Annotated in this window: 21 protein-coding genes and 1 pseudogene; 8 read left to right on the forward strand and 14 right to left on the reverse strand. The window is 71.1% G+C overall.

The genetic code is table 11. The features are described 5' to 3' along the window. Window positions 1–277: 277 nt before the first annotated feature. The 5 genes from ACPXB1_RS22810 to ACPXB1_RS22830 form a co-directional block, all read right to left on the reverse strand. Window positions 278–1,093 (reverse strand): hypothetical protein, encoded by an 816-nt coding sequence (locus ACPXB1_RS22810; RefSeq protein WP_355632065.1) that lies wholly within the window; start codon window positions 1,091–1,093, stop codon window positions 278–280. Continuing rightward, window positions 1,084–1,623, reverse strand: a complete 540-nt coding sequence (locus ACPXB1_RS22815; RefSeq protein WP_355588127.1) for a hypothetical protein — start codon at window positions 1,621–1,623, stop codon at window positions 1,084–1,086. Before ACPXB1_RS22815 ends, ACPXB1_RS22810 begins: the two co-directional genes overlap by 10 nt. Window positions 1,624–1,739: 116 nt before the next feature. Further along, on the reverse strand, window positions 1,740–4,100 hold the full coding sequence (locus ACPXB1_RS22820; RefSeq protein WP_355588125.1) for a sodium-translocating pyrophosphatase: 2,361 nt from the start codon (window positions 4,098–4,100) through the stop codon (window positions 1,740–1,742). A gap of 314 nt (window positions 4,101–4,414) precedes the next feature. Then, window positions 4,415–4,852, reverse strand: a complete 438-nt coding sequence (locus tag ACPXB1_RS22825; RefSeq protein WP_355632062.1) for an ATP-binding protein — start codon at window positions 4,850–4,852, stop codon at window positions 4,415–4,417. After that, entirely contained in the window at window positions 4,849–5,205 is a 357-nt protein-coding gene (locus ACPXB1_RS22830) for an STAS domain-containing protein (RefSeq protein ID WP_053652285.1), read from the reverse strand. Before ACPXB1_RS22830 ends, ACPXB1_RS22825 begins: the two co-directional genes overlap by 4 nt. A gap of 141 nt (window positions 5,206–5,346) precedes the next feature. Here ACPXB1_RS22830 and ACPXB1_RS22835 point away from each other — a divergent pair, with 141 nt between their 5' ends. The 3 genes from ACPXB1_RS22835 to ACPXB1_RS22845 all read left to right on the forward strand — a co-directional run bounded on the left by ACPXB1_RS22835 (window position 5,347) and on the right by ACPXB1_RS22845 (window position 9,125). Next, window positions 5,347–7,725, forward strand: coding sequence for a DEAD/DEAH box helicase (locus ACPXB1_RS22835; RefSeq protein WP_355632059.1), 2,379 nt, complete (start codon window positions 5,347–5,349; stop codon window positions 7,723–7,725). A 228-nt stretch (window positions 7,726–7,953) separates the two neighbouring features. Continuing rightward, window positions 7,954–8,157 (forward strand): hypothetical protein, encoded by a 204-nt coding sequence (locus ACPXB1_RS22840; protein WP_355588119.1) that lies wholly within the window; start codon window positions 7,954–7,956, stop codon window positions 8,155–8,157. Between the two features lie 389 nt (window positions 8,158–8,546). Next, window positions 8,547–9,125: a hypothetical protein gene (locus ACPXB1_RS22845; protein WP_306272977.1), complete on the forward strand. Its 579-nt coding sequence runs from the start codon at window positions 8,547–8,549 to the stop codon at window positions 9,123–9,125. Window positions 9,126–9,446: 321 nt separating this feature from the next. On the opposite strand, the gene ACPXB1_RS22850 is transcribed toward ACPXB1_RS22845, so the two are convergent. The 7 genes and pseudogenes from ACPXB1_RS22850 to ssd form a co-directional block, all read right to left on the reverse strand. After that, window positions 9,447–9,983, reverse strand: coding sequence for an Rv3654c family TadE-like protein (locus tag ACPXB1_RS22850; protein WP_425735788.1), 537 nt, complete (start codon window positions 9,981–9,983; stop codon window positions 9,447–9,449). Window positions 9,984–10,009: 26 nt separating this feature from the next. Beyond that, the gene (locus tag ACPXB1_RS22855) at window positions 10,010–10,444 is read right to left on the reverse strand and encodes a TadE family type IV pilus minor pilin (RefSeq protein WP_355588113.1); all 435 of its coding nucleotides are present in this window, start codon (window positions 10,442–10,444) and stop codon (window positions 10,010–10,012) included. Beyond that, entirely contained in the window at window positions 10,441–10,608 is a 168-nt protein-coding gene (locus ACPXB1_RS22860) for a DUF4244 domain-containing protein (protein WP_081883916.1), read from the reverse strand. Before ACPXB1_RS22860 ends, ACPXB1_RS22855 begins: the two co-directional genes overlap by 4 nt. A gap of 22 nt (window positions 10,609–10,630) precedes the next feature. After that, a complete protein-coding gene (locus ACPXB1_RS22865; RefSeq protein ID WP_425735765.1) occupies window positions 10,631–11,425 on the reverse strand; it encodes a type II secretion system F family protein in 795 nt (264 codons plus the stop codon). Further along, window positions 11,425–12,024, reverse strand: a pseudogene (locus ACPXB1_RS22870) (hypothetical protein); the annotation flags it as partial. The gene ACPXB1_RS22865 and the pseudogene ACPXB1_RS22870, both read right to left, overlap by 1 nt. A 623-nt stretch (window positions 12,025–12,647) precedes the next feature. Next, window positions 12,648–13,859 carry a TadA family conjugal transfer-associated ATPase gene (locus ACPXB1_RS22875; protein ID WP_355627567.1) on the reverse strand — a complete coding sequence of 404 codons (1,212 nt, stop codon included), beginning with the start codon at window positions 13,857–13,859 and terminating at the stop codon, window positions 12,648–12,650. After that, window positions 13,856–14,911 (reverse strand): septum site-determining protein Ssd, encoded by a 1,056-nt coding sequence (gene ssd, locus ACPXB1_RS22880; protein WP_355627589.1) that lies wholly within the window; start codon window positions 14,909–14,911, stop codon window positions 13,856–13,858. Before ssd ends, ACPXB1_RS22875 begins: the two co-directional genes overlap by 4 nt. A gap of 362 nt (window positions 14,912–15,273) precedes the next feature. On the opposite strand from ssd, the gene ACPXB1_RS22885 reads away from it, so the two are divergent. Next, window positions 15,274–15,915 (forward strand): class I SAM-dependent methyltransferase, encoded by a 642-nt coding sequence (locus ACPXB1_RS22885; RefSeq protein ID WP_355627565.1) that lies wholly within the window; start codon window positions 15,274–15,276, stop codon window positions 15,913–15,915. A 130-nt stretch (window positions 15,916–16,045) separates the two neighbouring features. Here ACPXB1_RS22885 and ACPXB1_RS22890 read toward each other — a convergent pair whose 3' ends face one another. Continuing rightward, window positions 16,046–16,930 (reverse strand): NAD(P)-dependent oxidoreductase, encoded by an 885-nt coding sequence (locus tag ACPXB1_RS22890; RefSeq protein WP_355588105.1) that lies wholly within the window; start codon window positions 16,928–16,930, stop codon window positions 16,046–16,048. Between the two features lie 46 nt (window positions 16,931–16,976). Here ACPXB1_RS22890 and ACPXB1_RS22895 point away from each other — a divergent pair, with 46 nt between their 5' ends. Beyond that, window positions 16,977–17,327, forward strand: a complete 351-nt coding sequence (locus tag ACPXB1_RS22895; protein WP_355588103.1) for a winged helix-turn-helix transcriptional regulator — start codon at window positions 16,977–16,979, stop codon at window positions 17,325–17,327. 543 nt (window positions 17,328–17,870) lie between these two features. Then, window positions 17,871–18,674 carry an HAD family hydrolase gene (locus tag ACPXB1_RS22900; protein ID WP_355627562.1) on the forward strand — a complete coding sequence of 268 codons (804 nt, stop codon included), beginning with the start codon at window positions 17,871–17,873 and terminating at the stop codon, window positions 18,672–18,674. Between the two features lie 36 nt (window positions 18,675–18,710). Here the strand turns inward: ACPXB1_RS22900 and ACPXB1_RS22905 are convergent, their stop codons facing one another. Beyond that, the gene (locus tag ACPXB1_RS22905; protein ID WP_355627559.1) at window positions 18,711–19,457 is read right to left on the reverse strand and encodes an oxidoreductase; all 747 of its coding nucleotides are present in this window, start codon (window positions 19,455–19,457) and stop codon (window positions 18,711–18,713) included. Between the two features lie 325 nt (window positions 19,458–19,782). On the opposite strand from ACPXB1_RS22905, the gene acs reads away from it, so the two are divergent. Continuing rightward, window positions 19,783–21,747, forward strand: a complete 1,965-nt coding sequence (acs, locus tag ACPXB1_RS22910; RefSeq protein ID WP_425735766.1) for an acetate--CoA ligase — start codon at window positions 19,783–19,785, stop codon at window positions 21,745–21,747. Between the two features lie 268 nt (window positions 21,748–22,015). After that, a complete protein-coding gene (locus tag ACPXB1_RS22915) occupies window positions 22,016–24,811 on the forward strand; it encodes an immune inhibitor A domain-containing protein (RefSeq protein WP_425735767.1) in 2,796 nt (931 codons plus the stop codon). Window positions 24,812–25,060 lie beyond the last annotated feature (249 nt).

The raw sequence follows: 25,060 nt of genomic DNA on the forward strand, positions 1-25,060 counted from the left end.
CCGTACACCGTGAGTAGGGCTCGAAGCGGGTCACTGTGACGATGGCGGGCCCTCAACAACCCGCCCTCGCTCGAATCCAACCCCCCGCTGTCCAACACCAGACAGACGCGAATCCACGCCCCAACCCCGTCGATCATGGACTTGTGGTGGGCGTTTTCACCCCGGAAGGGAAGTACGTCCACCACCACAACTCCATGATCGACCGGGGCGAGGGGGGAGCGGGGCGAGGGGGGAGCGGGGCGAGGGGGGAGCGGGGCGCGGCGGGGGCGGGCGGGGGTTAGGGGCGGGTTGGCCAGGTTGTGGGGGGTGCTGAGGTTGGGGGGTCGCCTACCAGTTCGGCTAGCCGGGTCAGGCGGCGGCGGCCGGTTATCCGGTAGGCCGGGCCGCCTTCGGCGGGGGCGAGCAACGTGCCGGACAGGCCGGCGGCTGCGAGCGCCGCGCCGAGCCTGTCCCAGGAATCCGGGTCGCCCTCGCCGAGCTGGAGCAGGAAGCTGCCGGGCGGCTCCGGCGTACCGGCGGCGGCGACCCAGAGCCGCAACCGCCGGCCGGTGAGGTGCAGGACCGCCGGTGGGCGCTTGACCGCACCGTGCAGCCAGGCGGCCGCGAGCGGCTTCAACACCCGGGTGTACGACGTACGGACTGTGTGTTTGTCGTCCTCGGTCGGCTCCCAGCTCGCGGCGAGACCCCGCAGCGCCAGTTCGGCGACGAGTACGTGCACCCGCCAGGCGGCGTCCACACGCACCGAGAGGCGCGCGGTGCCGCCCATCCGGACGACCTCGCCCGGCCCGGCGAGCAGCCCGGCCAGGTCGGCGACAGTCGGTTCGGCTGCCTCCGCGCCGAAGAAGACGAGTTGCCGCCCGGCGTCCTCGCCATCGGAAGCGCCGGAGTGGGCCGACCCGGGACGGGCCGACCCGCTGCGCCGCCGACCCCTGCCGGCCGCGCCGACGGCGGACACGAGGGCGTCGGGAGCGACAGCGCCGATCTCGGCGGTGCTGGACTCCGCCGGAGCAGGTGCTGGCGGGTCGGGTGCGGGGAACAGGGCCGGGAGCGGCGGCTGCGCCGCCCCGGTGTCGCCGAGCCCGCTCAGCGACACTCCGGCACCTCGTCGAAGGCTGTTTTCAGCTCCTCGGAGTTGAGCTGGCTGGTGTCCAGCGCGCTGGCGTCGTACTCCTTGTTGAGCGTCTCCACCGCGGCCCGGACACCGCCGTAGAAGACAGTGGGCTCGCCGGTGCCCAGGCCGTCGATGGTGTCCCGCGCGCGACCGTAGGCGTCGCGCATCTTGCCCAGAGAGTCGCGGAAACCGGCGGCGATGGCCTCGCCGTTCTCCGTCTCGGGCACCCCGGCCTGCTCCACCTTGCGTCGCGCGGTCTCGCTTGCCTGCTCCGCGCCGCCGAAGAGCCGCACCAGGTTCTCCTTGGCCTGCGCGGGGGTGGTCTGCGCGGTCATCTGCTCGTCGGTGCTGCTCGTCAGCTTGCTGATCTCGGAGCGCCACGGGGTGAGCGCGCCGCAGACCGAAGCCGCCCACGCCCGAGGGCTGGGGCCGCCGCCGCAGCCGGCCAGGACGGCGAGCGTGGCCAGGACCACCGTGAGCTTTCCCGCGGTGGACGTCCGGCACGTACGCATGCGTTGCAGCGTACGGCCTTTGGCCAGGTGTGGCACCGGTCGGATGGTTCGGACGCCGACGGCAGCGGTCCCCGGTCGGCTGGTGTGCCGACCGGGGACCGGGTACCGCTTTTCGGTCAGGCGTTCACCGTCTCCGGCCGGTGGTCGGTGCTGCCCGCACCGGTGTTGCCACCGTCGCCGGACTCGTCCATCGCGATGCCCTTGCGCTTGCTGAACACCACGGACGCCACGATGATCGCCGTCGCGACCAGCGCGATGGTCACCCGAAGGCCGACGTTGCGGTCGTCGCCGACGCTCCAGGCCACCACGGCGGGTGCGATCAGCAGCGAGACCAGGTTCATCACCTTGATCAGCGGGTTGATCGCCGGGCCGGCGGTGTCCTTGAACGGGTCACCGACGGTGTCACCGATGACCGTCGCCTCGTGCGACTCGGAGCCCTTGCCGCCGTACGCGCCGTCCTCGACCAGCTTCTTTGCGTTGTCCCAGGCGCCACCGGAGTTGGCAAGGAAGACAGCCATCAGGGTGCCGGCGCCGATCGCCCCGGCCAGGTACGCGGCGAGCGCGCCGGGCCCGAGACCGAAACCGACAGCGATCGGCGCCAGGATGGCGAGCAGGCCGGGGGTCACCAGCTCGCGCTGCGCGTCCCGGGTGCAGATGTCGACGACCTTGCCGTACTCCGGGCGCTGGGTGCGGTCCATGATGCCGGGCAGCTCACGGAACTGCCGGCGGACCTCCATCACCACGGCGCCGGCCGAGCGGGACACCGCGTTGATGGCCAGGCCGGAGAAGAGGAACACGACAGCCGCACCGATGATCAGGCCGACCAGGTTGCGCGGGTTCGCCACGTTCAGCGAGTTGAGGATCTCGCCGCCGACGTCGCCAACGCCGGCGTCCGCGTACGCGGTGCGCAGCGAGTCGGTGTACGAGCCGAACAGCGCGGTCGCCGCGAGCACCGCTGTTGCGATCGCGATGCCCTTGGTGATCGCCTTGGTGGTGTTGCCGACCGCGTCCAGCTCGGTGAGCGTCCGTGCGCCGTGCTCGTCGATGTCACCGGACATCTCGGCGATGCCCTGGGCGTTGTCGGAGATCGGCCCGAAGGTGTCCATCGCCACGATCACGCCGACGGTGGTGAGCAGGCCGGTGCCGGCCAGCGCGACAGCGAACAGCGACAGCGTGATGGAGCTGCCGCCGAGCAGGAACGCGCCGAAGACACCGGCGCCGATGAGCAGCGCCGAGTAGACCGCCGACTCCAGGCCGATGCTGATGCCTGCCAGGATGACGGTGGCCGCGCCGGTCTGCGAGCTCTTGCCGATGTCCTGCACCGGACGGCGGTTGGTCTCGGTGAAGTAGCCGGTCAGCGCCTGGATCGCGCCGGCCAGCACGATGCCGATCACGACCGCGCCGATGGCCACGAGCCGCGGGTTGCCCGTCGCGTCGGTAAGCCCGCTGCTGAACTCGCCGAAGGTCGCCGGCAGGTACGCGTAGGCGGCGATCGCCACGAGTACGGCGGAGAGCACTGCGGAGATGTAGAAGGCCCGGTTGATCGCCGTCAGGGCGTTGCGGTCGGACGCGCGCAGCCGGGTGATGAAGACCCCGAAGATCGCGACCAGCACACCGATTGTGGAGATGATCAGCGGGAAGACCAGGCCCTCCTCGCCGAACGCGGCACGACCGAGGATCAGCGCGGCGACGAGCGTCACGGCGTACGACTCGAAGAGGTCGGCGGCCATGCCGGCGCAGTCGCCGACGTTGTCGCCCACGTTGTCGGCGATGGTGGCGGCGTTGCGGGGGTCGTCCTCGGGGATGCCCTGCTCGACCTTGCCGACGAGGTCGGCGCCGACGTCGGCGGCCTTTGTGAAGATGCCGCCGCCGACCCGCATGAACATGGCAAGCAGTGCGGCGCCGAAGCCGAAGCCCTCCAGAACGGTGGGCGCGTCGCCGCGGTAGACCAGGACGACGAGCGCGGCACCGAAGAGGCCCAGGCCGACGGTGAGGAAGCCGACCACGCCGCCGGTCCGGAAGGCGATCTTCATGGCGGCCTCGCGGCCACCTTCGCGCTCCCGGGCGGCGGCGGCCACGCGGAGGTTCGCGCGGGTGGCAAGCCACATGCCTGCGCCGCCGATGGATGCGCTGAACAGGGCGCCCACCACGAAGAAGAGCGAGCGGCCGATCTTCACGGCCGTCTCGCTGCCGTCGGTGTCGTGCACCGGCAGCAGGAAGAGGAGCACCACGGCGATGACGACGAAGATCGCCAGGGTGCGGAACTGACGGAGCAGGTAGGCCGAGGCGCCCTCCTGGACCGCCTCCGAGATCTCCTGCATGTTGGTGGTGCCCTTGCCGGCTGCCAGCACCGCCTTCGTCAGGGCGGCGGCGAAGGCGAGCGCTACAAGCGCAATGACCGCGGCGATGACGACGTATGTGACATTGCTTCCGGTAAGGGAAAGCCCGCCGCCCTCGGCGGCCAAGGTCTCGGACATCTGTGTCCTCCTGTTACCGAACACTCGCGCCGGTGGGTGGAGACGCACCGACCGGCGCCTGAATGCGGACTTGCAAGCGCGCCAACCCACCCCAGCGGACCAGCGATGACCACCCATAACCGCTGGGTGCGGGACGGGTCACTTGCTGACAACCCGGGTACTGTAGCCCTCCGCAGTGTTGGAGGTCACACGCAGGTGCCACCGTGTCTCGATGATCTTCGTCGCTGTGTTATGAAACGAAATCTGATATAGGGCATGTTCCATGCCAGAAGGCCGCATCCCACCAGGGGATGCGGCCTTCGGATCGGCTTGTGTCAGCGGTTGACCGGCCACACCATCCGGACCTCGGTGCCGATGCCCTCGTCGACAGGGCGCACCTGGAGGTCCTCGACGAAGCCGGCGAGCAGCGCGAAGCCGACGCCAGTGGTCAACGCCTCATCGGTAAGCGACTCGTTGGCAAGCTCGTCCGGAGGAAGAGCCGCCAACCCGATGCCTGCCTCGATGGGCGCCCGGTCCACGACGCGCACCGCGTACGTGCCGCCGTCGGACATCTCCACAAGCACCGGGTCGGCGAGGCCGTACTGCCGGTGCAGGGCCACCGCCCGCGTACACGCCTCGCCGATGGCCAGGCGCACCTCGTCCAGCAGGTCCTCACGGACGCCCGCGCGCCGGGCGACGGCGACGCCGACCAGTCGGGCGGTACGCACGTGCACCGGTGCCGGAGAGAAGGAGAGCCGGACCGTCGCCATCACGCGTTGATGCCGGTCGGACCCGCGTCGACCGCCGCCTCGACAGTGGGGTGCAGCGGGAACACCTGGTCCAGTGCCGTGATCCGGAAGATCTTGAGCAGCGGCTCCTTGTCGCAGACCAGTGCGAACGAGCCACCGGCCGTACGCAGCCGCTTGTGCGCGCCCACCAGCACGCCCAGCCCGGTGGAGTCGAGGAAGTCCACCCGACCGAGGTCCACCACCACGTGCCGGGCGCCGCCGTCGATCAGTTCGAGGAGCCGCTCACGGAGCCGGGGCGCGGTGTAGACGTCGACCTCACCGCCGACCTCAAGCACCGTGTGCTCGCCCACGGTGCGCGTCGCCAACGACAGCTCCATCGGTCCTCCTCGCCAGAGCCGTAAACTCTCCTGGGCATCTAACCACTACCGCCGGGGCATCCTTGCGGCCACCGGCGGAGGCTTTCCCTTACCCCCGGGCTCGACTTTTCATCTCCGAACACCAGTGCGAGAGTGCAGGACGTGACTTCCGACGACTTCGGCTCCGCGCGCCTGTCGCCGCGCGACGACCTGAAGCCGTCGCCCGTCGACCTCCTGCGTCGGCTGCGCTCCCGGGGTGCCGGCGATCCGGTCACCCACGTCGAGCGGGTGCCGGCCCGCGCCGGGGTGCCCGCACCGTGGCCGCCGTGGGCACCGACGGAACTATGCGCGGCGTTCGCCCGCCGGGGCGTGGTCGCGCCGTGGCAGCACCAGGCCGAGGCGGCCACCCTGGCGTACGAGGGCGGGCATGTGGTCGTCGCCACCGGCACCGCGTCCGGCAAGTCGCTTGCGTACCAGCTCCCGGCGCTTGCCGCACTGCTCACCGACCCCCGGGCCACGGTGCTCTACCTGGCGCCGACCAAGGCCCTGGCCGCCGACCAGTTGCGGGCCGTCGCCGAGTTGGAACTGGAGGGGGTACGCCCCGCCTGCTACGACGGGGACACTCCGCGCGCCGAGCGGGAGTGGATCCGCAGGCACTCCCGTTTCGTGCTGACCAACCCCGACATGCTGCACCACGGCATCCTGCCCGGGCACGCCCAGTGGTCCGGCTTCCTGCGCCGCCTGGCGTACGTGGTGATCGACGAGTGCCACACCTACCGAGGGGTGTTCGGCTCGCACGTGGCGCACGTGCTGCGGAGGTTGCGCAGGCAGTGCGCGCGTTTCGGGGCGACACCGGTGTTCGTCCTCGCCTCGGCGACCTCAGGTGACCCGGCGACCGCCGCCGGGCGACTTACCGGCCTACCGGTGACGGCGGTCACCGAGGACGCGTCACCGCGCGGCGGGATGACCTTCGCCCTCTGGGAACCGCCGCTGCTCCCACCCGAGTCGGGCTCCTCCACCCCGGTGCCCCCGCAGGCGACGGGCGACCACGACGACCTCCACCAGGTCCGCCGGTCGGCGCTGCGCGAGACCGCGGACCTGCTCGCCGACACGGTCTCCGAGGGGGTACGCACGCTCGCCTTCGTCCGGTCCCGCAAGGGCGCGGAGGTGGTGGCGGCGAACGCGCGTCGGGCGTTGGACGACGCGGTACCCGGGCTCGGCGACCGGGTGGCCGCCTACCGGGGCGGCTACCTGCGCGAGGAACGACGCGAGTTGGAGCGGGCGCTGCTGCACGGTGACCTGCTGGGCCTCGCCTCCACAAACGCCCTGGAACTGGGCGTGGACCTTGTCGGCCTGGACGCCGTGCTGATCTGCGGCTACCCGGGCACGCGGGCCTCACTGTGGCAGCAGGCGGGCCGCGCCGGGCGCTCCGGGGAGGAGGCCCTCGCCGTGCTGGTGGCCCGGGACGACCCGCTGGACACCTACCTCGTGCACCACCCGGAGGCGATCTTCGGGGCGCCCGTGGAGGCCACGGTGCTCGACCCGGCCAACCCGTACGTGCTGGCCCCGCAGTTGGCCTGCGCCGCGGTCGAGGCGCCGCTCACCCCGGCCGACCTGGCGCTCTTCGGCGACGGCGCGAAGGAGGCGGTCGACGAGCTGGTGGCGGCCGGGGCGCTGCGGCAACGACCGACCGGCTGGTACTGGCGGCACCGCGAACGCCCCGAGGTGGACCTGCGCGGTCAGGGCGGCGCCCCGGTCTGCGTGGTGGAGTCGACCACCGGCCGGCTGCTCGGCACTGTCGACGGCGGCTCCGCACACTTCCTGCTCCACCCCGGCGCCGTCTACCTGCACCAGGGCATCTCGTACGTCGTCGACGAACTCGACCTGGTCGACGGTTGCGCGCTCGTGCACGCCGAGGAGCCGGACTGGTCGACCCACGCCCGTGACGTCACCGACCTGTCAGTGGTGTCCGTGCGCTCCTACGTGGACGCAGGACCGGTCGGGATGTTCCTCGGCGAGGTGGACGTGACCAGCCAGGTGGTGTCCTACCAACGACGCCGGATCGCCACCGGCGAGGTGATCGACACCCGACCCCTGGACCTGCCCACCCGGGAGCTGCGTACCGTGGCGGTCTGGTTCACGCTCTCCCCGCAGTCGCTGACCTCCGCCGGGGTACAGACCCCCGACGTGCCAGGTGCGCTGCACGCCGCCGAACACGCCGCGATCGGTCTCCTTCCCCTGATGGCCACCTGCGACAGGTGGGACATCGGTGGGCTCTCCACAGCGCTGCACCCGGACACCGAGGCGCCAACCGTCTTCGTCTACGACGGGCACCCCGGCGGGGCGGGCTTCGCCGAGCGGGCGTACGGGACGGCCTCGGCGTGGCTGCGGGCCACCCGGGACGCCATCGCGGAGTGCGGCTGCGAGACCGGATGCCCGTCCTGCGTGCAGTCGCCGAAGTGCGGCAACGGCAACAACCCGCTCTCCAAGCCGGACGCGATCCGGGTGCTCGACGTGGTGCTGGCGAACCTGCCCGCCTGAGTGCCTGCTCAGCCGGACGACCCGTCCATGATCGACTCGAGTTCATTGATTCCGGGGTATCCCTGTGCCGTGGACACCCCGGTATCAATGATGTCGAGTCGATCATCGCCCTGAACGGGCCGGTCTGCGCCGCAGTCTTGCATGAACCCACCGGCCGCTGGGCACAATAGCTTGGGAGCGCTTCCATCGATGTCTGTTTCGTTGTCGCCCCATGCCTGAGGAGGAGTTGTGGCCGACACCATCGCCGAGACCGTCGACCTGCTCTACACCATCGACCAGGAACAACTCACCCTCGACCAGCAGATCGCGCTCGGGTCCGCGCTGGCCGCCCTGGCCCAGGCGGAACGACTGGAGCAGATCAACGAACGGCTGCGCGGCATCCACCAGGTCCTCAACACCTGGGCGCTGCGCGTCACCGTCGACGGCCGCTGACCTCCAAGCGACGGTCCGACCGAACGGGGCGGTCGGGCCGCACGTGGCAAACAGCCTGAGAGATTGTGGCAGGCCGGGCGGTGAGGCCGGGCGGGGCAGGCCGGGCGGGGCAGGCCGGGCGGGGCAGGCCGGGCAGGGCAGGCCGGGCAGGGCAGGCCGGGCAGGGCAGGCCGGGCAGGGCAGGCCGGGCAGGGCAGGCCGGGCGGGGCAGGCCGCCTGACCGGACATGGCCGGGCGGTGAGGCCGCGCGAGGCAGGCAGCCTGACCGGACATGGCCGGGCGGCAGCGCCGGACTGCAGTGCGCAGCGGCGGCGCTGGACGGGCGCGGGCCTGTGGCTGTTGCCTGCCTGTGCGAGACTCCGGCGCACCAGCCCCTCTGAGGAGAACAGATGCAGCTCGACAACTTGCAGACCCTGAATCAGTTCCACATCCGCCAGCGGCTGCGGATGATGGTCAACCAGTACGAGGTCCGGGCGGTCAAGCCGGACGGCACCGAGGGCGAGATGCTGGCCTTCGCGCAGCAGAAGCGGCTCGCCTTCAAGGAGCAGGTGACGATCTACACCGATGACTCCAAGCAGCAGCCCCTGCTGGGCTTCAAGGCCCGCCAGCGCCTCGACCTCGGCGCCACGTACGACGTCACGGACGCGGCCGGCAACCCGATCGGCCTGTTCCGCAAGGACTTCGCCCAGTCGCTGCTCCGTTCCACCTGGCACGTCGAGCAGGCCGGCCTGCCGCAGGTGACGGGGCAGGAGCGCAGCATGCCGGTGGCTCTGCTCCGCCGGTTCGTCGACTCGCTGTCCTGGCTGCCGTACCACTTCGACTTCACCGCTGGCGGCCAGCCGGTCTTCTCGGTGATCAAGAAGTGGGGCCTGCGCGACAAGTACGTCGTCGAGGTGCAGCACCCGCAGATCGACCGCCGCCTCGTCATCGCGATGGCCGTCGCCCTCGACGCCCTCCAGTCCCGCTGACCTAGCCGGCCTCCGCTCAGCTTCCCTACCGGCCGCTCCAAGCCGCCTCAACCGCCGGCCGGCAGCGGTGGTCCCCGCCACCTGCCGGCCGCGCTACCCATCCCGCGGCCTCTCAACAACCGTCGACACGCTGCTCGGGGTGGCGGTGCTGGGCGTGCGCACCACTTGACGACGCCCGACCCGTCGACAGGTCAACCACACGACGGCCGCTCGACCCCGTCGATCGCTCAACCACTCGACGGCCGCTTGATCACCCGCCAGCCCGCCGGCCGGGCCAGGGCCTCGCGCCCGCTCCTGGCCGGCGGGCCGGCGCGGCCTCGGTCAGCCACGGACCGGGCCAGCGCGCGCGGTAGACGCGGCAGCCCGCGTCAGGCCGGGAGTTGGCGTGAACACCACCTCGACCGTCACCAGCACGTCCAATCCCTCAAGCCGACAGCCGACCAGGTGACCACCGTTGCGGCCTGCGATGTCTCGGGCCGCCGCACAGGCCACCGCGTCGCCGTCGAGCGCCTTGGCGGCTCCGGCGAGCGCACCGAGGTCGGCCGCCACCGCCGCCCGTTGAGCCGCCATTCCGGCCCCGGCGACGGCAGCGCCGAACAGCCCGACCAGCACAAATACCAGCCCCACTGCCAGCAACAGGACTGTCGCCCCGCCACGCTCACTGTCCGGCGGCACACCGCCGAACGGCCCGCCACCAGAACGTCGGAGACCAGACCGACCGAGGCCAGACCGTCCGAGGCCAGACCGACCGAGGCCAGATCGACCGAGGCCAGATCGACCGAGGCCAGATCGACCGAGGCCAGACTGACCACCGACCGGCCACTCACCGAGAGTGCGCCCAGGGTCCGGCCACGCCAGGGCGGGCCGCCCACCCACGGGCTGGTTCACCGGTCTCCCTCTCCGGCCCCGGGTTCGAGTGCCGCGACGGCGGTGGCGACCACGGTGACGCGCGGCAGCCGACCGCCCAGCGCGCGCACAGGTGCCCGGACCGTCGCCTGCGCCCGGCCCTCATCGATCGACACCGACACCTCCGCGCCCGGCGGCGCTCCGGGCATGTCAGCCTCACCTCGGGAGGCGGCCAGCGCCGCCTCCCGAGCGGCGTGCAGGCAACTGGCCCTGGTGCTGACGGCGTTGACTGCCGTCAGCCCGGCGAGCAGGAGCAGGAGCAGCGCCGGCAGGCCAGCCGCCAGTTCGGCGGTGAAGGATCCACGGTCTCCACCGGCAGCCCGTACGACAGCGCGGACTCGTCGGCCGCCACCAGCCGCCCGACCCGGGGTGCAGGCCCTCCGATCGCGGCCGGCCTGCCGGCGCCCCGTCACTTGAGTGCCCGGTCGATGACGGCGGTCAACGCCGACTGCACGTTGCCGGAAGTGAGCACCTTCAGCAGGATGCCGGCGAAGGCGACTGCGGCGAGCGTGCCGACGGCGTACTCGGCGGTGTTCATACCCGCGTCGCCGCGCAGGCGGGCGATGAGCTTACGCATTGTGTGTTCCCTTCTCGATGGGTCAGAGCACGTCGCCGAGGACGGCGACGATCACCGGCACCAGGCCGGCGAGAATGAACGCCGGCAGGAAGCAGAGCCCCAGCGGCAGCACGATGAGCACGCCCGCTCGGCGGGCGGACGCCTCGGCGGCGGTTGCCCGGTCGGCACGTAGGTCGTCGGCGAGCCGCGTCAGCGCGCCGGCCAGGGCTGCGCCGCTGTTGGCCGACCGGAACGCCGCCGCGGCCATCCGCTCCGCGCCGGGCACCCCGTCCAGGGCTGACCACGCCTCCGCCGGACCTCCGCCGAGCAGAAGGGTGCGGCCGACCCGGGCCAGTCGGTCGGCTAGCGGGCCGTCCAACGCCTCGGCCACGGCGAGCACCGAGCGGTCGACCGGAGCGCCCGCCCGCATCGCCGCCGCCAGCAAATCGGCGGCGAGCGGCAGGTCGACAGCCTCGCGGAGCCTCCGGGTTCGTGCCGCCGGGGATTCGATCCGTCGCAGTAGCACGTCGGAGAGAACTGCGGTCGGGACAGCGCCGAGCAGCCCGAGCCAGCCTCCGACGACCACGGCCACGGCGAGCCCGGCCATCGCGGCGGCGATCCGGATCAGGTCGGGTCGCCGCCGCCGACCGGCGGGTTCGGCTGGTCCGCCGGGGTCGACTGGTCCCCCTGGGCGGGCCGATCCCCCGAGGCCTGCTGGCCGCCCGGGTTCGCCGGACGTCGGCGGATCGGCTCGGCGGGCGGGACGGCGCGGCCGTAACGGCGTGACGAGCAGCGCCGCCACCACCAGAGCGGCGGCCACGAGAGCCGTCCGGGACATCAGGCCGCCCGCCCTGGCGTCGTGCCCAACCGCTCGGCCCAGAACAGGCCGATGGCCTGGAGTGCGACCGCGAGGACCGCGCAGACCCCACCGACAGTGCTGTGCAGGAGGACCGCCAGGGGATCCACCCCGATGCCGTAGCCGAGCCCGATCCCGCCCACCGGCAGGGCTGCCAGAAGCAGGGCCGTGGCGCGGGCTCCCGCCGCCTGCGCCGCCGCCGAGGCCAACCCTCGGTCGGTCGCCCGAGCGTCAGCCTCGATCCGTTCGACCAGTTCCGCCAGTGGCGCGCCCGTCCGGTCGGCCAGCCGCACCGCTGCCGAGGTCAGTTGGCGAAGCCTGTCGGATCCGCCGGGCCCGCTGACTGTGGCGAGTGCCGGCGGGACGGGCAGGCCGGCCCGAAGGTCCGCCGCCAGACCGCAGAGCAGGTCCAACCCGCGCCGTCGGGCCCGCTCGGCGAGCCGGTTGGCCCGCCACCGCAGCAGGGCGCGTACGGCCAGCGTGCCGTAGCTGGCCACCGCTACCGCGGCCACCGGCCCGGCGAGCACGGCACCGCCACCGGCACCCACCAGGGCAACCAGCAGTAGCAGACGCGTTGGCGACCGTTCGACGCGATTCGCGAGCCCAGCCTTGGGCCTGCCCTCCGTCGCATCCGCACGATCAGTGCGAACGTCCGGACCACCGTGCCGCTCGTCGGCGGCCGGCAGAGCGTCGCAACTATCGCCGGACCGGCAGGCGTCCAGGTCCGCGCCGTCGAGCGTCGGGACGGCCACGGCCTGGCCGGCACGCCGTACAACGTCGAGGGCTTCGCCCTCGGGGCGGAGTGCGGCGGCCGGGCGTCGGGGATCCCGTCGCGTCGGCGGACGTCCAGGGCCCGTCGGGCGGGTCGGCCCCGCCGGCCAGCCTGTCGCCCTCGGCCGGCTCGCGCCGTCGTCGCGGTCCCGAGTGGACCAGTCGACCGCCGTCCGCCCGCCACTCGGCTCCTGCGCGGCACGGGGGTACGGGACGGTGGCCGGGTGAGCCAAGCCGGACCCGTCTCCGGAGCCTTCGAGTACGCGACCGAGGCTCCTGATCCACTCCACCAGGGCGTCATCCGGATCGCCACCAGTGCTGCCACGGCTGGACGCCAGAATCCGACGGCGGCGGGCACGGATGCTCCGTACGGGCCAGGCCACCAGAACCGCGGCAGCCAATAGCAGCAGGGCCACCACAATCGTCGCCCCGCTCATGCCGGCCCCGCCGATCCGGGCCACGGCTCGCAGAGGATCGGCGGTACCAATACGCCGCGGTCCTGCAGCAGGGCGCCGAGCGCACGGGCGGCCATCCCCCGACCCCGACCGCGTACCCAGGCGGGCACCACGGTGACCAACCGTTCCGGCCCTTCCGGGAGCAACAGGCAGATCGATTCCAGGACCCGTCCCCGGTCGCCACGGCGTACCTGGAACAGCACCTGAAGGGCCGCGACGACCTGGGCGTGCAGCGCGGCGCGCGGCAGCCCGCCCAGCATGCCGAGCGCCTCCAACCGCGCCGGTACGTCGGACGGGGCGTTGGCGTGCAGCGTCCCGGCACCGCCGTCGTGGCCGGTGTTCAGAGCGGCCAGTAGATCGACCACCTCGCCGCCCCGGCACTCCCCGACCACCAGCCGATCGGGGCGCATCCGCAGCGCCTGCCGAACCAGGTCGGCGAGGCTGACCACGCCCGTTCCCTCCACATTTGCCGTACGGGCCTGGAGGCCCACCACGTGCGGGTGTCCCGGTTGCAGCTCGGCGGCGTCCTCCACCAGGACGATCCGCTCGGTGGCCGGCACCAACCCGAGCAGCGTGTTGAGCAGTGTCGTCTTGCCTGACCCCGTACCCCCGGTGACCAGGTAGGCCAGCCGGGCCGTGACGACGGCGGCGAGCAGTGGTGCCACCGGTCGCGGCACCGTTCCCTGGCGTACCAGTTCGTCGAGGGTGAACGGCCGGTGCCGGAACGTCCGCAGGGACAGGTAGGGGCCGTCGGTGGCCACCGGCGGCAGTACAGCGTGCAACCGGGTGCCGTCGGGCAGCCGGGCGTCCGCGTACGGGGAGCCGTCGTCGAGCCGCCGCCCGGCACTGGCGACCAGCCGCTGCGCGAGCCTGCGGACGTCCTCCACCGAGCCCATCGGGATCGCGACCTGGTGTAACCCCGATCCCCTGTCGACCCAGACGCGCACGCCGTTTACCAGAACGTCGGTGACATCCGGGTCGGCCAGCAGCGGGGCCAGCGGCCCGGCACCGACGAGGTCGTCGTGCACCCGGTCGGCGATCCGTAGCACTGCGGTGTCGCCCAACACCACGGCGGCGGGCTCGGCGCGTACCGCGGAAACGATCGCCGCGGGGGTGACCGGGGTGGTGCCGGCGGCGATCCGCTGCCGCACCCGGGCGGCGAGGCCGTGGTCCTCCGGGCGGCCTGTCATGCCGCACCTGGCACGGGCACGCCTGTGAGGTCCGCGACGATCCGCTGGCAGAGCGCGGCCAGCGGACCCTTGCCGGCAGCCGCAGGCGCCTCGCCTCGTTCGAGGCCACGGCAGAGCCCGGGCTCGGGGCGTAGCGTGCCGGCGAGGGGAAGCCCGAGCGCACGTGCCACCTCGGTGGCGCGCAACCGACCCGGGGCGGGCCCGCGCACCACCACCGACAGCGCGGCGCAGTGTGGGGCGGCGGCGGCCACCACCCGGGCGGCGGCCGCGGTGGCCCGTAGCTCCGCCGGGACGACGACGAACGCGTGGTCGGCCGCCTGCAGTGCGATCACGGCGGCGTCGTCAAGTTGGCGGGGCAGGTCGATCACGACGAAGTCCCGGCCGCGCTGCGCGGCGTCGACTGTCGCCGCCATCGCGGCGGTGGGCAGGGACAGCATCTCGCCGCGATCCCAGGAGAGCACCACGAGGTCACCTCGGCTGGGTAGGGCCTGGACCAGCGCGGGCGCGTCCACCCGCCCGTCCGCACCGGTGAGCGACGGCCAGCGCAGCCCTTCCAACTGCTCCCAGCCGAGCACGAGGTCGAGGCCGCCGCCGAGCGGGTCGGCGTCGACAAGCAGCGTGCGCAGTCGCGCCCGCGCGGCGGTCACGGCGAGCCCGCCGGCGAGGACGCTCGCCCCGGCACCGCCCCGCCCGCCGAGCAACGCGACGACCCGGGCGCCGGATCCCTCCGGACGGTCGGGGCTCTGCTCGACGAACCGGTCGAGCAGCCAAGGCTCGGCGGCCGGCAGGACGGCGACGTGTTCTGCGCCGATCAGCTCGGCGATCTGCCAACCGGGATCGAGCTGGCCGGACCGACCCACCAACACCAGGCGGGGCCGCTTCGGTAGTCGGGCCCGCAGGCACGGCTGCGCCTGGTCAGCACCGAGCAACACCAGCGGTGCGGGTAGCCAACGGGTACGGGCCGCAGCCGGATCTTCGGCGAGCTCCACCTCCGTCCCACCGGCGGCGGCGAGCCGGAGCAGGTCGTCGAGCAGGTCGTCGTCCCCCGTGATGACCAGCGGAAGCCGGCGGATCGGCGGAACGGAGGTACGGGGTGCCATCGCGGCCTCCAGCGGTCAGGACTCTGTGCCGCCGACCCTGCTCGCCAACTGCCCTGGTCGGCGCCCCCGACCGCCTCACCTGTGGACAACGTGACGCCCTGTGGACAACGTCCGTCGGGACGGTTGATCTGCTATGCGCGAGGGCTGCGCCGCAGGTAGCACGGCTGGAGGAGAACAGGGCGACCAGGCTGCCCAACACATCGCCGTCGACGAATTGCCGCCGTCGCCGTACCGGGGAATCGCCCGCGACCGGCGGAATCTCCGCGCGGAATAACGGGTCGGCAGGCGGGAGCAGTGCCCCTAGTCTCCTGGAAGTGGATGGCGACGACGAGCGAGACGTGGTCCGACGCGGGTACGACGAACTCTCCTACTACTACCGGGCGGACGATGCCGAGGACGGCCAGTACGGTCCCTGGCTCGACGACCTGAAGGGACGCCTACCTGCGACCGCGACGGTCCTGGACCTCGGCTGCGGCTGTGGCGTGCCTGTCGCCCGCAGCCTCGCCGACGCCGGGCACCACGTCACAGGCGTCGACATCAGCGAGGTACAGATCGAGCGGGCCCGGCGCCTGGTTCCCACCGGCACCTTCCGACGTGCCGACGCCACCCAACTCGACCTGCCGCCCGCCTCGTTCGACGCGGTGGTGTGCCTCTATGCCCTGATCCACCTTCCCCTAGCCGACCAGCCGCAGCTCATCGCGCGAATCGCGACCTGGCTCCGGCCCGGCGGCTGGCTGCTGACCACCGTCGGCAGCAACGCGTGGACCGGCACCGAGGACAACTGGCTCGACGGCCCGGCCGCCATGTGGTGGAGCCAGGCCGACGCCCCCACGTACCGCTCCTGGCTGCGACAAGTCGGCCTGGAGATCGACTCGGAGGAATTCATCCCGGAGGGCGCCGGCGGTCACGCACTGTTCTGGGCGCGACGACCGCCGACGGCACCTTCCCGCGTGTGAACTGCTACGGAGCGCTGACGTTCGCTGACTTTCCGCCCGGCGCCCGACCCGGCCGAGTCGGGAAAGCACCGCCACCTGCTATCGCCTCAGTAGATCGCTACCTGCGGGACAGCGTCATCTCTGTCGGGCTTCAGTGCCGCCCGAGGACCTCGACGACCCGCATGAACCCGTCTGTGCCGTGGCCCAGTCCGATGACCCGGCGGGCCATGCCTTCGGCCGCACGCATCACGCCGGCGTCAATCCCGTGAGCCTCGGACGTGTGGACGATATGGGCCATGGACGACACTGCGGAGGTGATCGGGTTGCCCTCGCCGGAGAAGCTGTCCCTGTCCACTTCCTCCGCGGCCTCCTCGAAGATGGGTGGGAGGATCGCGCCGATGCCCTTGGCGAAGGGTGCCAGCTCCCGAGCCGTGACACCCTCCGCCTTCGCCACCGCTAGTGCGTGCGCGTAGCCCGCCATCGCGGTCCAGAAGATGTCGAGCAGCGCGATGTCGTACGCCGCCGCGCGGCCGATCTCCTCGCCGAGGTGGGTGTGGGTGCCGCCCAGCGCGTTCAGCACCGGCTGCTGCTCCCAGTAAAGGTCCTCGGGGCCGCTGTAGATGATCACCGCGTCCGCGGTTCCGATGGTGGTGATCGGCGTCATGATCGCACCGTCCAGGTACCGGATGCCGTGTCCGGTCGCCCACCGCTCGGTGTCTCGGGCCCGGTCCGGAGTGTCGGCCGTCAGACTGACCAGTGTGCGCCCCTTGAGGGCATCAATGACCTCGTCGCGTCGCAGGATGGCGTCCGACGCGTCGTAGTTCACCACGCAGACCACGGTCAGCCTGCTTGCGGCGACCGCCTCTTCGGCCGATCGGGCGCTGATCGCGCCCCGCTCGACCAGCTCCCGATCCCTGCCCGACGTCCGGTTCCATACGGTCGTCCGCAGGCCGGCGTTCAGGAACGCGCCGGCCAGGGTCCGGCCCATCGGTCCCAGACCGAGCACTGTGACAGACTTTTCGGCGTATGAGGTCATGACTTAGCCCCCGTGAACATGTGAAAATGGAACGAATAGGACGAGGATGACGCGCAGTCGTGCCCAGGACCTGAACGTCTGCGGAGTGACGGCCGCGATCGCCGTGATCGACGGCAAGTGGAAGACGGCTCTGCTCTGGCTGCTGGAGTCCGGTCCGCGCCGTCCCGGAGAGCTGCGCCGGCAGCTTCCGGGCCTCACGGAGAAGGTGCTGACTCAGGCGCTCCGAGAGATGGAGATCGACGGACTGGTGCACCGGGAGGCGTACGAGGTGCTGCCGTTGAAGACCGAGTACTCCCTGACGACGTTCGGCCGCGAACTCTCCGAGGCATTGGCCCCCGTTTCTGACTGGGGCCACCGCCGCCTGGACAAACTTGCCGAGGCCCACCCGGCCTCCTGATACATCAGCCAACTCCTCATCCACCCGGATCTGACAGCCTCGCGACCGCCCATAACCAGACTCGCCGCGGCCCTACCTGGCGACAAGTACCCACAAAAAAGTGGCTACGGCCAGCGGTGACTCGCCCTACGGGGCGGCGGTGCGACGGAAGGCCCTCCATGGACGGTCTGGACGGACCGGAGGACGGCCTGTGAGCAGCCCTGGCGCACTCCCGCAGAAAAGGGACGACCCCCGTCGGGGGGAGACGGGGGCCGTCGAAGGTTCGGCTCCGGGGGGGTCGAGCCGAACCACTCGGCGATCACGGGGGGTGCAATCGCCGAGGGTCTGTCTTTTCCACGATGTGAAAGCTCGTCGTGCGGACAAGTCTGCCTGAGCGGGCCCGTCACGTCGAGTGGCGTTGACTCCACGCAGTGCGAAAATCTCCTTGCGGAGTGTGAGCGCCATCACGCCGAGTGGAGTCGGTGGTCCCGGCCCGCAGGTCCGAGGGGTGGCGTGACCCCGGGCACCCGCCGACGATAGACCATCCGGCTAGACTTTCGCGCCGTGGGCCGAAGTGCCGCTTTCTTCGATCTGGACAAGACCGTCATCGCCAAGTCGAGCGCTCTCGCGTTCGGTCGGCCGTTCTACCGGGACGGGCTGATCACTCGGCGTGATGTCGTCAAGTCGGCGTACGCGCAGCTGATGTTCCGGCTGGGCGGCACCGACGAGCAGACCATGGCCCGAACACGGGACTACCTGGCCGCGCTCTGCAAGGGCTGGCAGGTGGAACAGGTCCGCCAGATCGTCGCGGAGACACTCCACGAGCTGATCAACCCCTATGTGTACGCCGAAGCCGCCGCCCTGATCGAGGAACACCAGGCGGCCGGCCGGGATGTGGTGCTGGTGTCCGCCTCCGGCGAGGAGATGGTCCGGCCGATCGGTGCACTACTCGGGGTGACCGATGTGATCGCCACCCGGATGACGGTGCAGGACGGTCGGTACAGCGGCGAGGTCGAGTTCTACGCGGCCGGTCCGAGCAAGGTCGAGGCGGTCGGCGAGTTGGCCGCCGCTCGCGGCTACAACCTGGCCGACTCGTACGCCTACTCCGACTCGTACAGTGATCGGCCCCTGCTTGAGTGTGTGGGTCACCCGAGCGTGGTCAACCCGGACCGGCAGCTACGCAAACTGGCGTCGGAGAACGCCTGGCCGGTGCTGGAGTTCCGGCACCCGATCCCGCTGGGCCGCCGGCTGCGGGAGCGGCCGGCCGTGCCGGTCGCCGCAGCGGCCCTGGGGGTCGGCGTGGGCGTGGCCATCGGCATCGCCTGGTATGGCAGGCACCGCCGTACCCGCGCCGCCACCAACGCCTGACCTGCGGGGCAGCGAACGGCGTGCAGACTGGGCTGCTCAGGCAGCGGCGAGGATCTCGTCGCCGATGGTGGTGAGCTGGTCGGCGCCGACCTCGACGGCCGACATGTAGTGGCGCAACCAGGAGCGCAGCCCGTCGGGGGTGCCTGTGGCGAACGCGCCGGCCGAGCCGACGTACTCGGGTTCGCGCTCGCGGTGGCCGACGTCGACGCCGAGCAGGCCGCGCGGATCCAGGCCGCTGGCGAGCAGCACGAGCCGCGCCGCGCCCCGCGCCACCACGCCCGACGGCCCGGCGAACGGGCGCAGGTTAAGTAGTTCCCCGTGTACGACGGCGGCGAGCACCAGCGGGGAGACCTTCGTGCCTCCGGCGACCAGTCCGGCCAGCCCGTCCAGGCGGGCGGCGACCACCGGGTCGGCCACCGGGCGACCCAGCTCGGATTCGGGCACGATGTCGCGGGCGGCGAGTACGTGCAGCTTCGCGAGAGCCTGCCGAGGTGCTTTCGGCCAGAGTTCGCTCAGGCCGGGTAGCGCCCCCGCGACCCGCAGTGCTCCTTGGAGCACCGGGTCGGTGACAGTGCCGGCCCGAACCTCCTCGCGATCGTGGACGGCCCCTTCGAGAGCGGCGCTGGCCACCGCCGACCGGAGGCTCACCTCGGCCGCGACCTGGCCGCCGTTGCGGCGTAGCGCGCGGTGCCCCAGTGCCTCGTCGAACCGCCCACGTGCCCTGTCGACGGCGGCGGCGATGTCGGCGAGCGCGAGCAGCGGGGCGAGCGGGTCGGTGGTCACCCCGTCACGCTAGCGACCCGTGCCGGCCGGCCGGGCCGCACCCGCCCGGAACGCGACCCGCGCCACCGCTCAGCCTTGCGGTCGGCGCGGTCCGCGGGTCCATGGTCAACACGGGCTCCTTGAAATCGGGGTGTCCAGCCGCGTGGGATACCCCGATTTCAAGGAACCCGTGTCGATCAAGGCACCGCCCAGCGCAGGGCACCGCCGGGCGCGCGGCGAGGGCCGCTCGGCGCGAGGGGACGGGTGGCCCTCGCCGCTCAGGTACCGCGCGACTACCCTTCTGGCCATCGAGACCCAGGTCACCCCGAGGATGAGGAGCCACGGCATGAGCGAGGCATTGGCCAATCTGCTGAACGAGACGCGCCAGTTCCCCCCGCCGGCCGAACTCGCCGCGCACGCCAACGTCACAGTCGACGCGTACGCGGAGGCGCAGAGTGATCGGCTCGCTTTCTGGGCGAAGCAGGCCGACCGGCTGGCCTGGTCGAAGAAGTGGGACGAGGTGCTCGACTGGTCGAACCCACCGTTCGCGAAGTGGTTCGTCGGTGGGCAGCTCAACGTGGCGTACAACTGCCTGGACCGGCATGTGGAGGCGGGCCGGGGCGACAAGGTGGCCATCCACTGGGAAGGTGAGCCGGGCGACACCCGGACGATCACGTACGCCGACCTGCACGAGCTGACCTGCCGGGCGGCGAACGCGCTCACCGACCTGGGGGTGACCGCCGGTGACCGGGTGGCGATCTACCTGCCGATGATTCCGGAGGCGGCGGTCGCCATGCTGGCGTGTGCCCGGATCGGTGCCGCGCACAGTGTGGTCTTCGGTGGTTTCTCCGCCGACTCGCTGAGCAACCGCATCCAGGACGCCAGCGCCAAGGTGGTGATCACCGCCGATGGTGGTTACCGGCGAGGCAAGCCGTCGGCATTGAAGCCGACAGTGGACGAGGCGGTGGCAAACTGCCCGTCGGTGGAGCACGTGCTCGTGGTCCGCCGTACCGGCGAGGACGTGGCCTGGACGGCGAAGGACCGCTGGTGGCACGAGACTGTGGAGCCGGCGTCGGCCGAGCACACCGCGCAGCCGTTCGACGCCGAGCACCCGCTGTTCATCCTCTACACCAGTGGCACGACGGCCCGGCCGAAGGGCATCCTGCACACCACCGGCGGCTACCTCACGCAGGCGTCGTACACCGCGCATGCGGTCTTCGACCTGAAGCCGGAGACGGACGTCTACTGGTGCACTGCCGACATCGGCTGGGTGACCGGCCACTCCTACATCGTGTACGGGCCGCTCTCCAACGGCGTCACGCAGGTGATGTACGAGGGTACCCCGGACACTCCGCACAAGGGCCGGTTCTGGGAGATCGTCGACCGGTACAAGGTCAGCATCCTCTACACGGCGCCGACGCTGATCCGCACGATGATGAAGTGGGGCGAGGACATCCCGGCGGGCTTCGACCTGTCGTCGCTGCGGCTGCTGGGCAGCGTCGGCGAGCCGATCAACCCCGAGGCGTGGATGTGGTACAGGCAGCACGTCGGCCGGGGTGAGCTGCCCGTTGTGGACACCTGGTGGCAGACCGAGACGGGCGCCATCATGATCTCCCCGCTGCCGGGGGTGACCGCGGCCAAGCCGGGCTCGGCAATGACCCCTCTGCCGGGCATCGTGGCCGACGTGGTGGACGACCAGGGCCAGTCGGTGCCGAACGGCGGTGGCGGCTACCTGGTGCTGCGGGAGCCGTGGCCGTCGATGCTGCGCACGATCTGGGGCGACGACGACCGGTTCATCGAGACGTACTGGTCGCGGTTCGAGGGCATGTACTTCGCCGGTGACGGGGCGAAGAAGGACGACGACGGGCACATCTGGCTGCTCGGCCGGGTGGACGACGTGATGCTGGTGTCCGGGCACAACATCTCCACCACCGAGGTGGAGTCGGCGTTGGTGTCGCACCCGTCGGTGGCCGAGGCGGCGGTGGTGGGTGCCACCGATCCGACGACCGGTCAGGCGATCGTCGCGTTCGCCATTCCGCGCGGCAGCACCGACATCGCCGGCGAGGCCGGTGAGCAGCTCATCGCGGACCTGCGCAACCACGTGTCGAAGACGCTCGGCCCGATCGCCAAGCCGCGGCAGATCATGCTGGTGCCGGAGCTGCCGAAGACCCGCTCCGGCAAGATCATGCGCCGGTTGCTGCGGGACGTGGCGGAGAACCGGTCGCTCGGCGACGTGACGACGTTGCAGGACTCGTCGGTGATGGACCTGATCTCGTCGGGGATGAGTGGCACGAAGTCCGACGAGGACTGACAGCAGGCGTACACATCGGAGGGTGGCGGTCCGGACGGACCGCCACCCTCCGTCATTTCTTACGGGTACGGCGCGCACGGCCCCACCAGCGTCACATCGGTCAGTCGGATGAGCCGGGAGCGGCTGAACGGGCACAGGCGGTGGGCCACCTCTGTCCTTTCGGCCGGTTGTGCCTTAGGTTCACGCAGGTTGGGACAGTTCGACGTTCATCACATCGATGTACGGCGACTCCAGCTTCCCTCTCCCCATGCCCGAGAAATGGAGCGGCATGAACCACAAACCGCAGTCCGGGGCGCGGCGACGACTACTCGTCGCGCTACCCGCCATCGCCCTCGCGGCCACGTCACTGACCGTGACCGGCAGTGCGGCGGCCCAGTCGTCGGCCACCACCCCGCAGGCGGTGATCGGTGCGGACGAGTTCTACATCAACTACGCCGAGCCCGAGGTGCAGACCGACACCAACGGCCGCGAGGTCAAGGGCAAGGGTGGCGTCTACACGCCCGGCGTCGACGCCGCGCGCGCGTTCGACCAGAAGCACGCCCGGGGCAACCCGGTGACCGCCCGTCAACTGGCCAAGATCGAGGCCAAGTCGATCAAGACGGGCAAGAACCCCCGGAAGATCAAGAAGGCGCCCTCCACCCAGACGGCGAAGCTGCTGACGCTGCTCGTGGAATTCAACGACCAGGCCAACGACGACTTCACTGGCGTGATGGTTCCCAAGACGGTGTTCGAGGACCGCACCTGCGTCCCCGGCACCGTCCAGAACGGCCCGAAGCACAACAACATCGCGAACCCGGCGACCCTGCCGCACGAGGACAACAACTCGATGTGGGTGCCGGACTTCTCGCCGTCGCACTACGACAAGATGCTGTACAGCAAGAAGGGCATCACCGAGCGGGTCCGCAAGGACCTGAGGGGCCCGGACGGCAAGCCGGGCATCGACCTCTCCGGCCGCACCATGCACAACATGTACCTGGAGATGTCCAAGAACGCGTACACGGTCGACGGGCAGGCCAGCCCCTGGATCACCGTGCCGCACTCCGAGGGCTGGTACGCGGCGTCGCGCTGCTTCCAGGACGAGAACGGCAACTGGGTCGCCGGCCGCCAGCAGTCGATGAACGGGCACCCGGACAACCCGGCCGGCGCGGGCCGGCTGGCGACGGACGCTATCGACGCGCTCGCCGCGCAGGACCCCAGCTTCCCGTGGGCCGACTACGACATCGAGGACCAGGCGGACCGGGACGGCGACGGCAACCTCTTCGAGCCGGACGGCGTGATCGACCACCTCGTGCTGGTGCACGCCGGGCAGGGCAAGTCCCGCGGCGGTGGCGCCGAGGGCACGTACGCCGTGTGGGCGCACTCCTCCTCGGTGGCCGGTGGCTACAGCATCCCGGGCACCAACCTGAAGGTGTCGAACTACATCGTGCAGCCCGAGGATGCCGGCGTCGGCGTCTTCGCGCACGAGTTCGGCCACGACCTCGGCCTGCCGGACCTCTACGACACGTCCGGCAACGCCGACTCCGACGTGGACTTCTGGGACCTGATGGCCTCCGGCTCGCACTCGGGTGAGATCTTCCAGGCGCTGCCCACGCACATGGGCATCTGGGACAAGTGGGTGCTCGGCTGGGCCGACCCGCTGACCGTGACGCCGGGCTCGCGCCCGCGCACAGTGGAGGTCGGGCAGACCTCGCGTACGCCGGTGCGCACCGAGGACGGCATCAAGGTCGACCTGCCGGACAAGGTGACCACGCTTGCCACCCCGCACAGCGGCAGCAAGATGTGGCACAGCAACAACGACCAGGGTTGGGCCGACGTCAAGCTCAGCCGGTCGGTCGACGTACCGGCGGCCGCCGACGCGAAGTTCTGGATGTGGAACAACTACATCATCGAGCAGGACTGGGACTACGGCTTCGTCGAGCTGTCCACGGACGGCGGCACGACCTGGAGCGAGCAGAAGGTCTACAACGAGGCCGGCACCGCGGTCACCACGCCCGACGGCTACCCCGACCCGAACGGCCGGATGAACGACTTCGGCGGCAAGAAGTACGGCCTGACCGGCAGCACCGACGGCTGGCGGCACGACTACGTGGACCTGTCGGCGTACGCCGGCACCACGGTCCAACTGCGGCTGCGGCTGGCCACCGACGAGGCGTTCGAGGAGCGCAACTGGTTCGTCGACGACTTCGCGGTCACCGGCGGCGGCGCCACCACCTGGAGTGACGACGTCGAGGGCGGCGACAACGGCTGGACCGCCACCGGCGGCACCTGGGTCGACACCACCGGCGCGGGCTGGAAGGTCAGCAGTGGCACCGAGGTGCACGCGCACTACTACCTGGCCGAGTGGCGTAACTTCGACGGCTTCGACGAGGGCCTGAAGTACACCTACGACACGATCTACTCGCACGAGGCGTGGAAGGTCGACCGGATCTCGTACAACGCGCCGGGCATGCTGGTCTGGTACCGGGACACCGCGCTCGGCGACGTCAACCACGTCACCGGGCAGATGACAGCGCTGCCCAGCTACGGGGCGAAGGGCGGGCTGCTCATCGTTGACTCGCACTTCGACCCGTACCGGCGCACCGGCGAGGCGGCGGTGAAGGACCCGTCGGTGACGGACAACCTGCCGAGCCGTCCACAGTCGTCGAACGCGGCGTTCTCGCTGAAGCCGACGTACCCCTTCACCGAGTGCCTCGAGGCGGCGGACGAGCCGTACAGCGCGTACTGCACGAAGTTCAAGGCGCTGCCGCCGGTCAAGGGCTTCACCGACGCCAAGGGCTGGTACCCGGGCATCGAGATGCGCGACGGGGCCGCGTACGCGCGGGACAACGACGCCTCGGTGGTGCTCCCGTCGCGGGACAACGCGCCGTACACCACCCGGGTCACCTACCCGGACGGTCGCCCGGCGCCGGAGTTCTACGGCGTGACGCTTGGCGGCGGTGCGATCGTGCTGGGTACCGGTAACCCCGGGGACCAGGGCGTGAACTACGGCGTCTCGCTCACCATCAAGAAGGCCGCGCGGGACAACACGTCCGCCACGATCCACGTCACCTCGGCGAGGCGGTGACGGTTTCCCGCAACTGACAAGCAGTATCGGTGGGGCCGGTGGCGGGAACGCCGCCGGCCCCACTGTCGCATACCTGATCACGCTTATCGAAATGCGTCGCTGTAGCCGCTCGCGGCACATCGATCCTGGTCCACGCCCAGATGGGGCGCGCAGGTGTGACGGTGAAAAGCGTTCTCAACAAAATCTTGAAACAAATCGACGCGTTCGTCTTCCCACCCGACGCAGCAGTGTCTATGTTCACCATTGGTC

It is taken from the genome of Micromonospora sp. DT68 (genome assembly GCF_049847245.1).
Taxonomy (GTDB): Bacteria; Actinomycetota; Actinomycetes; order Mycobacteriales; family Micromonosporaceae; genus Micromonospora; species Micromonospora profundi.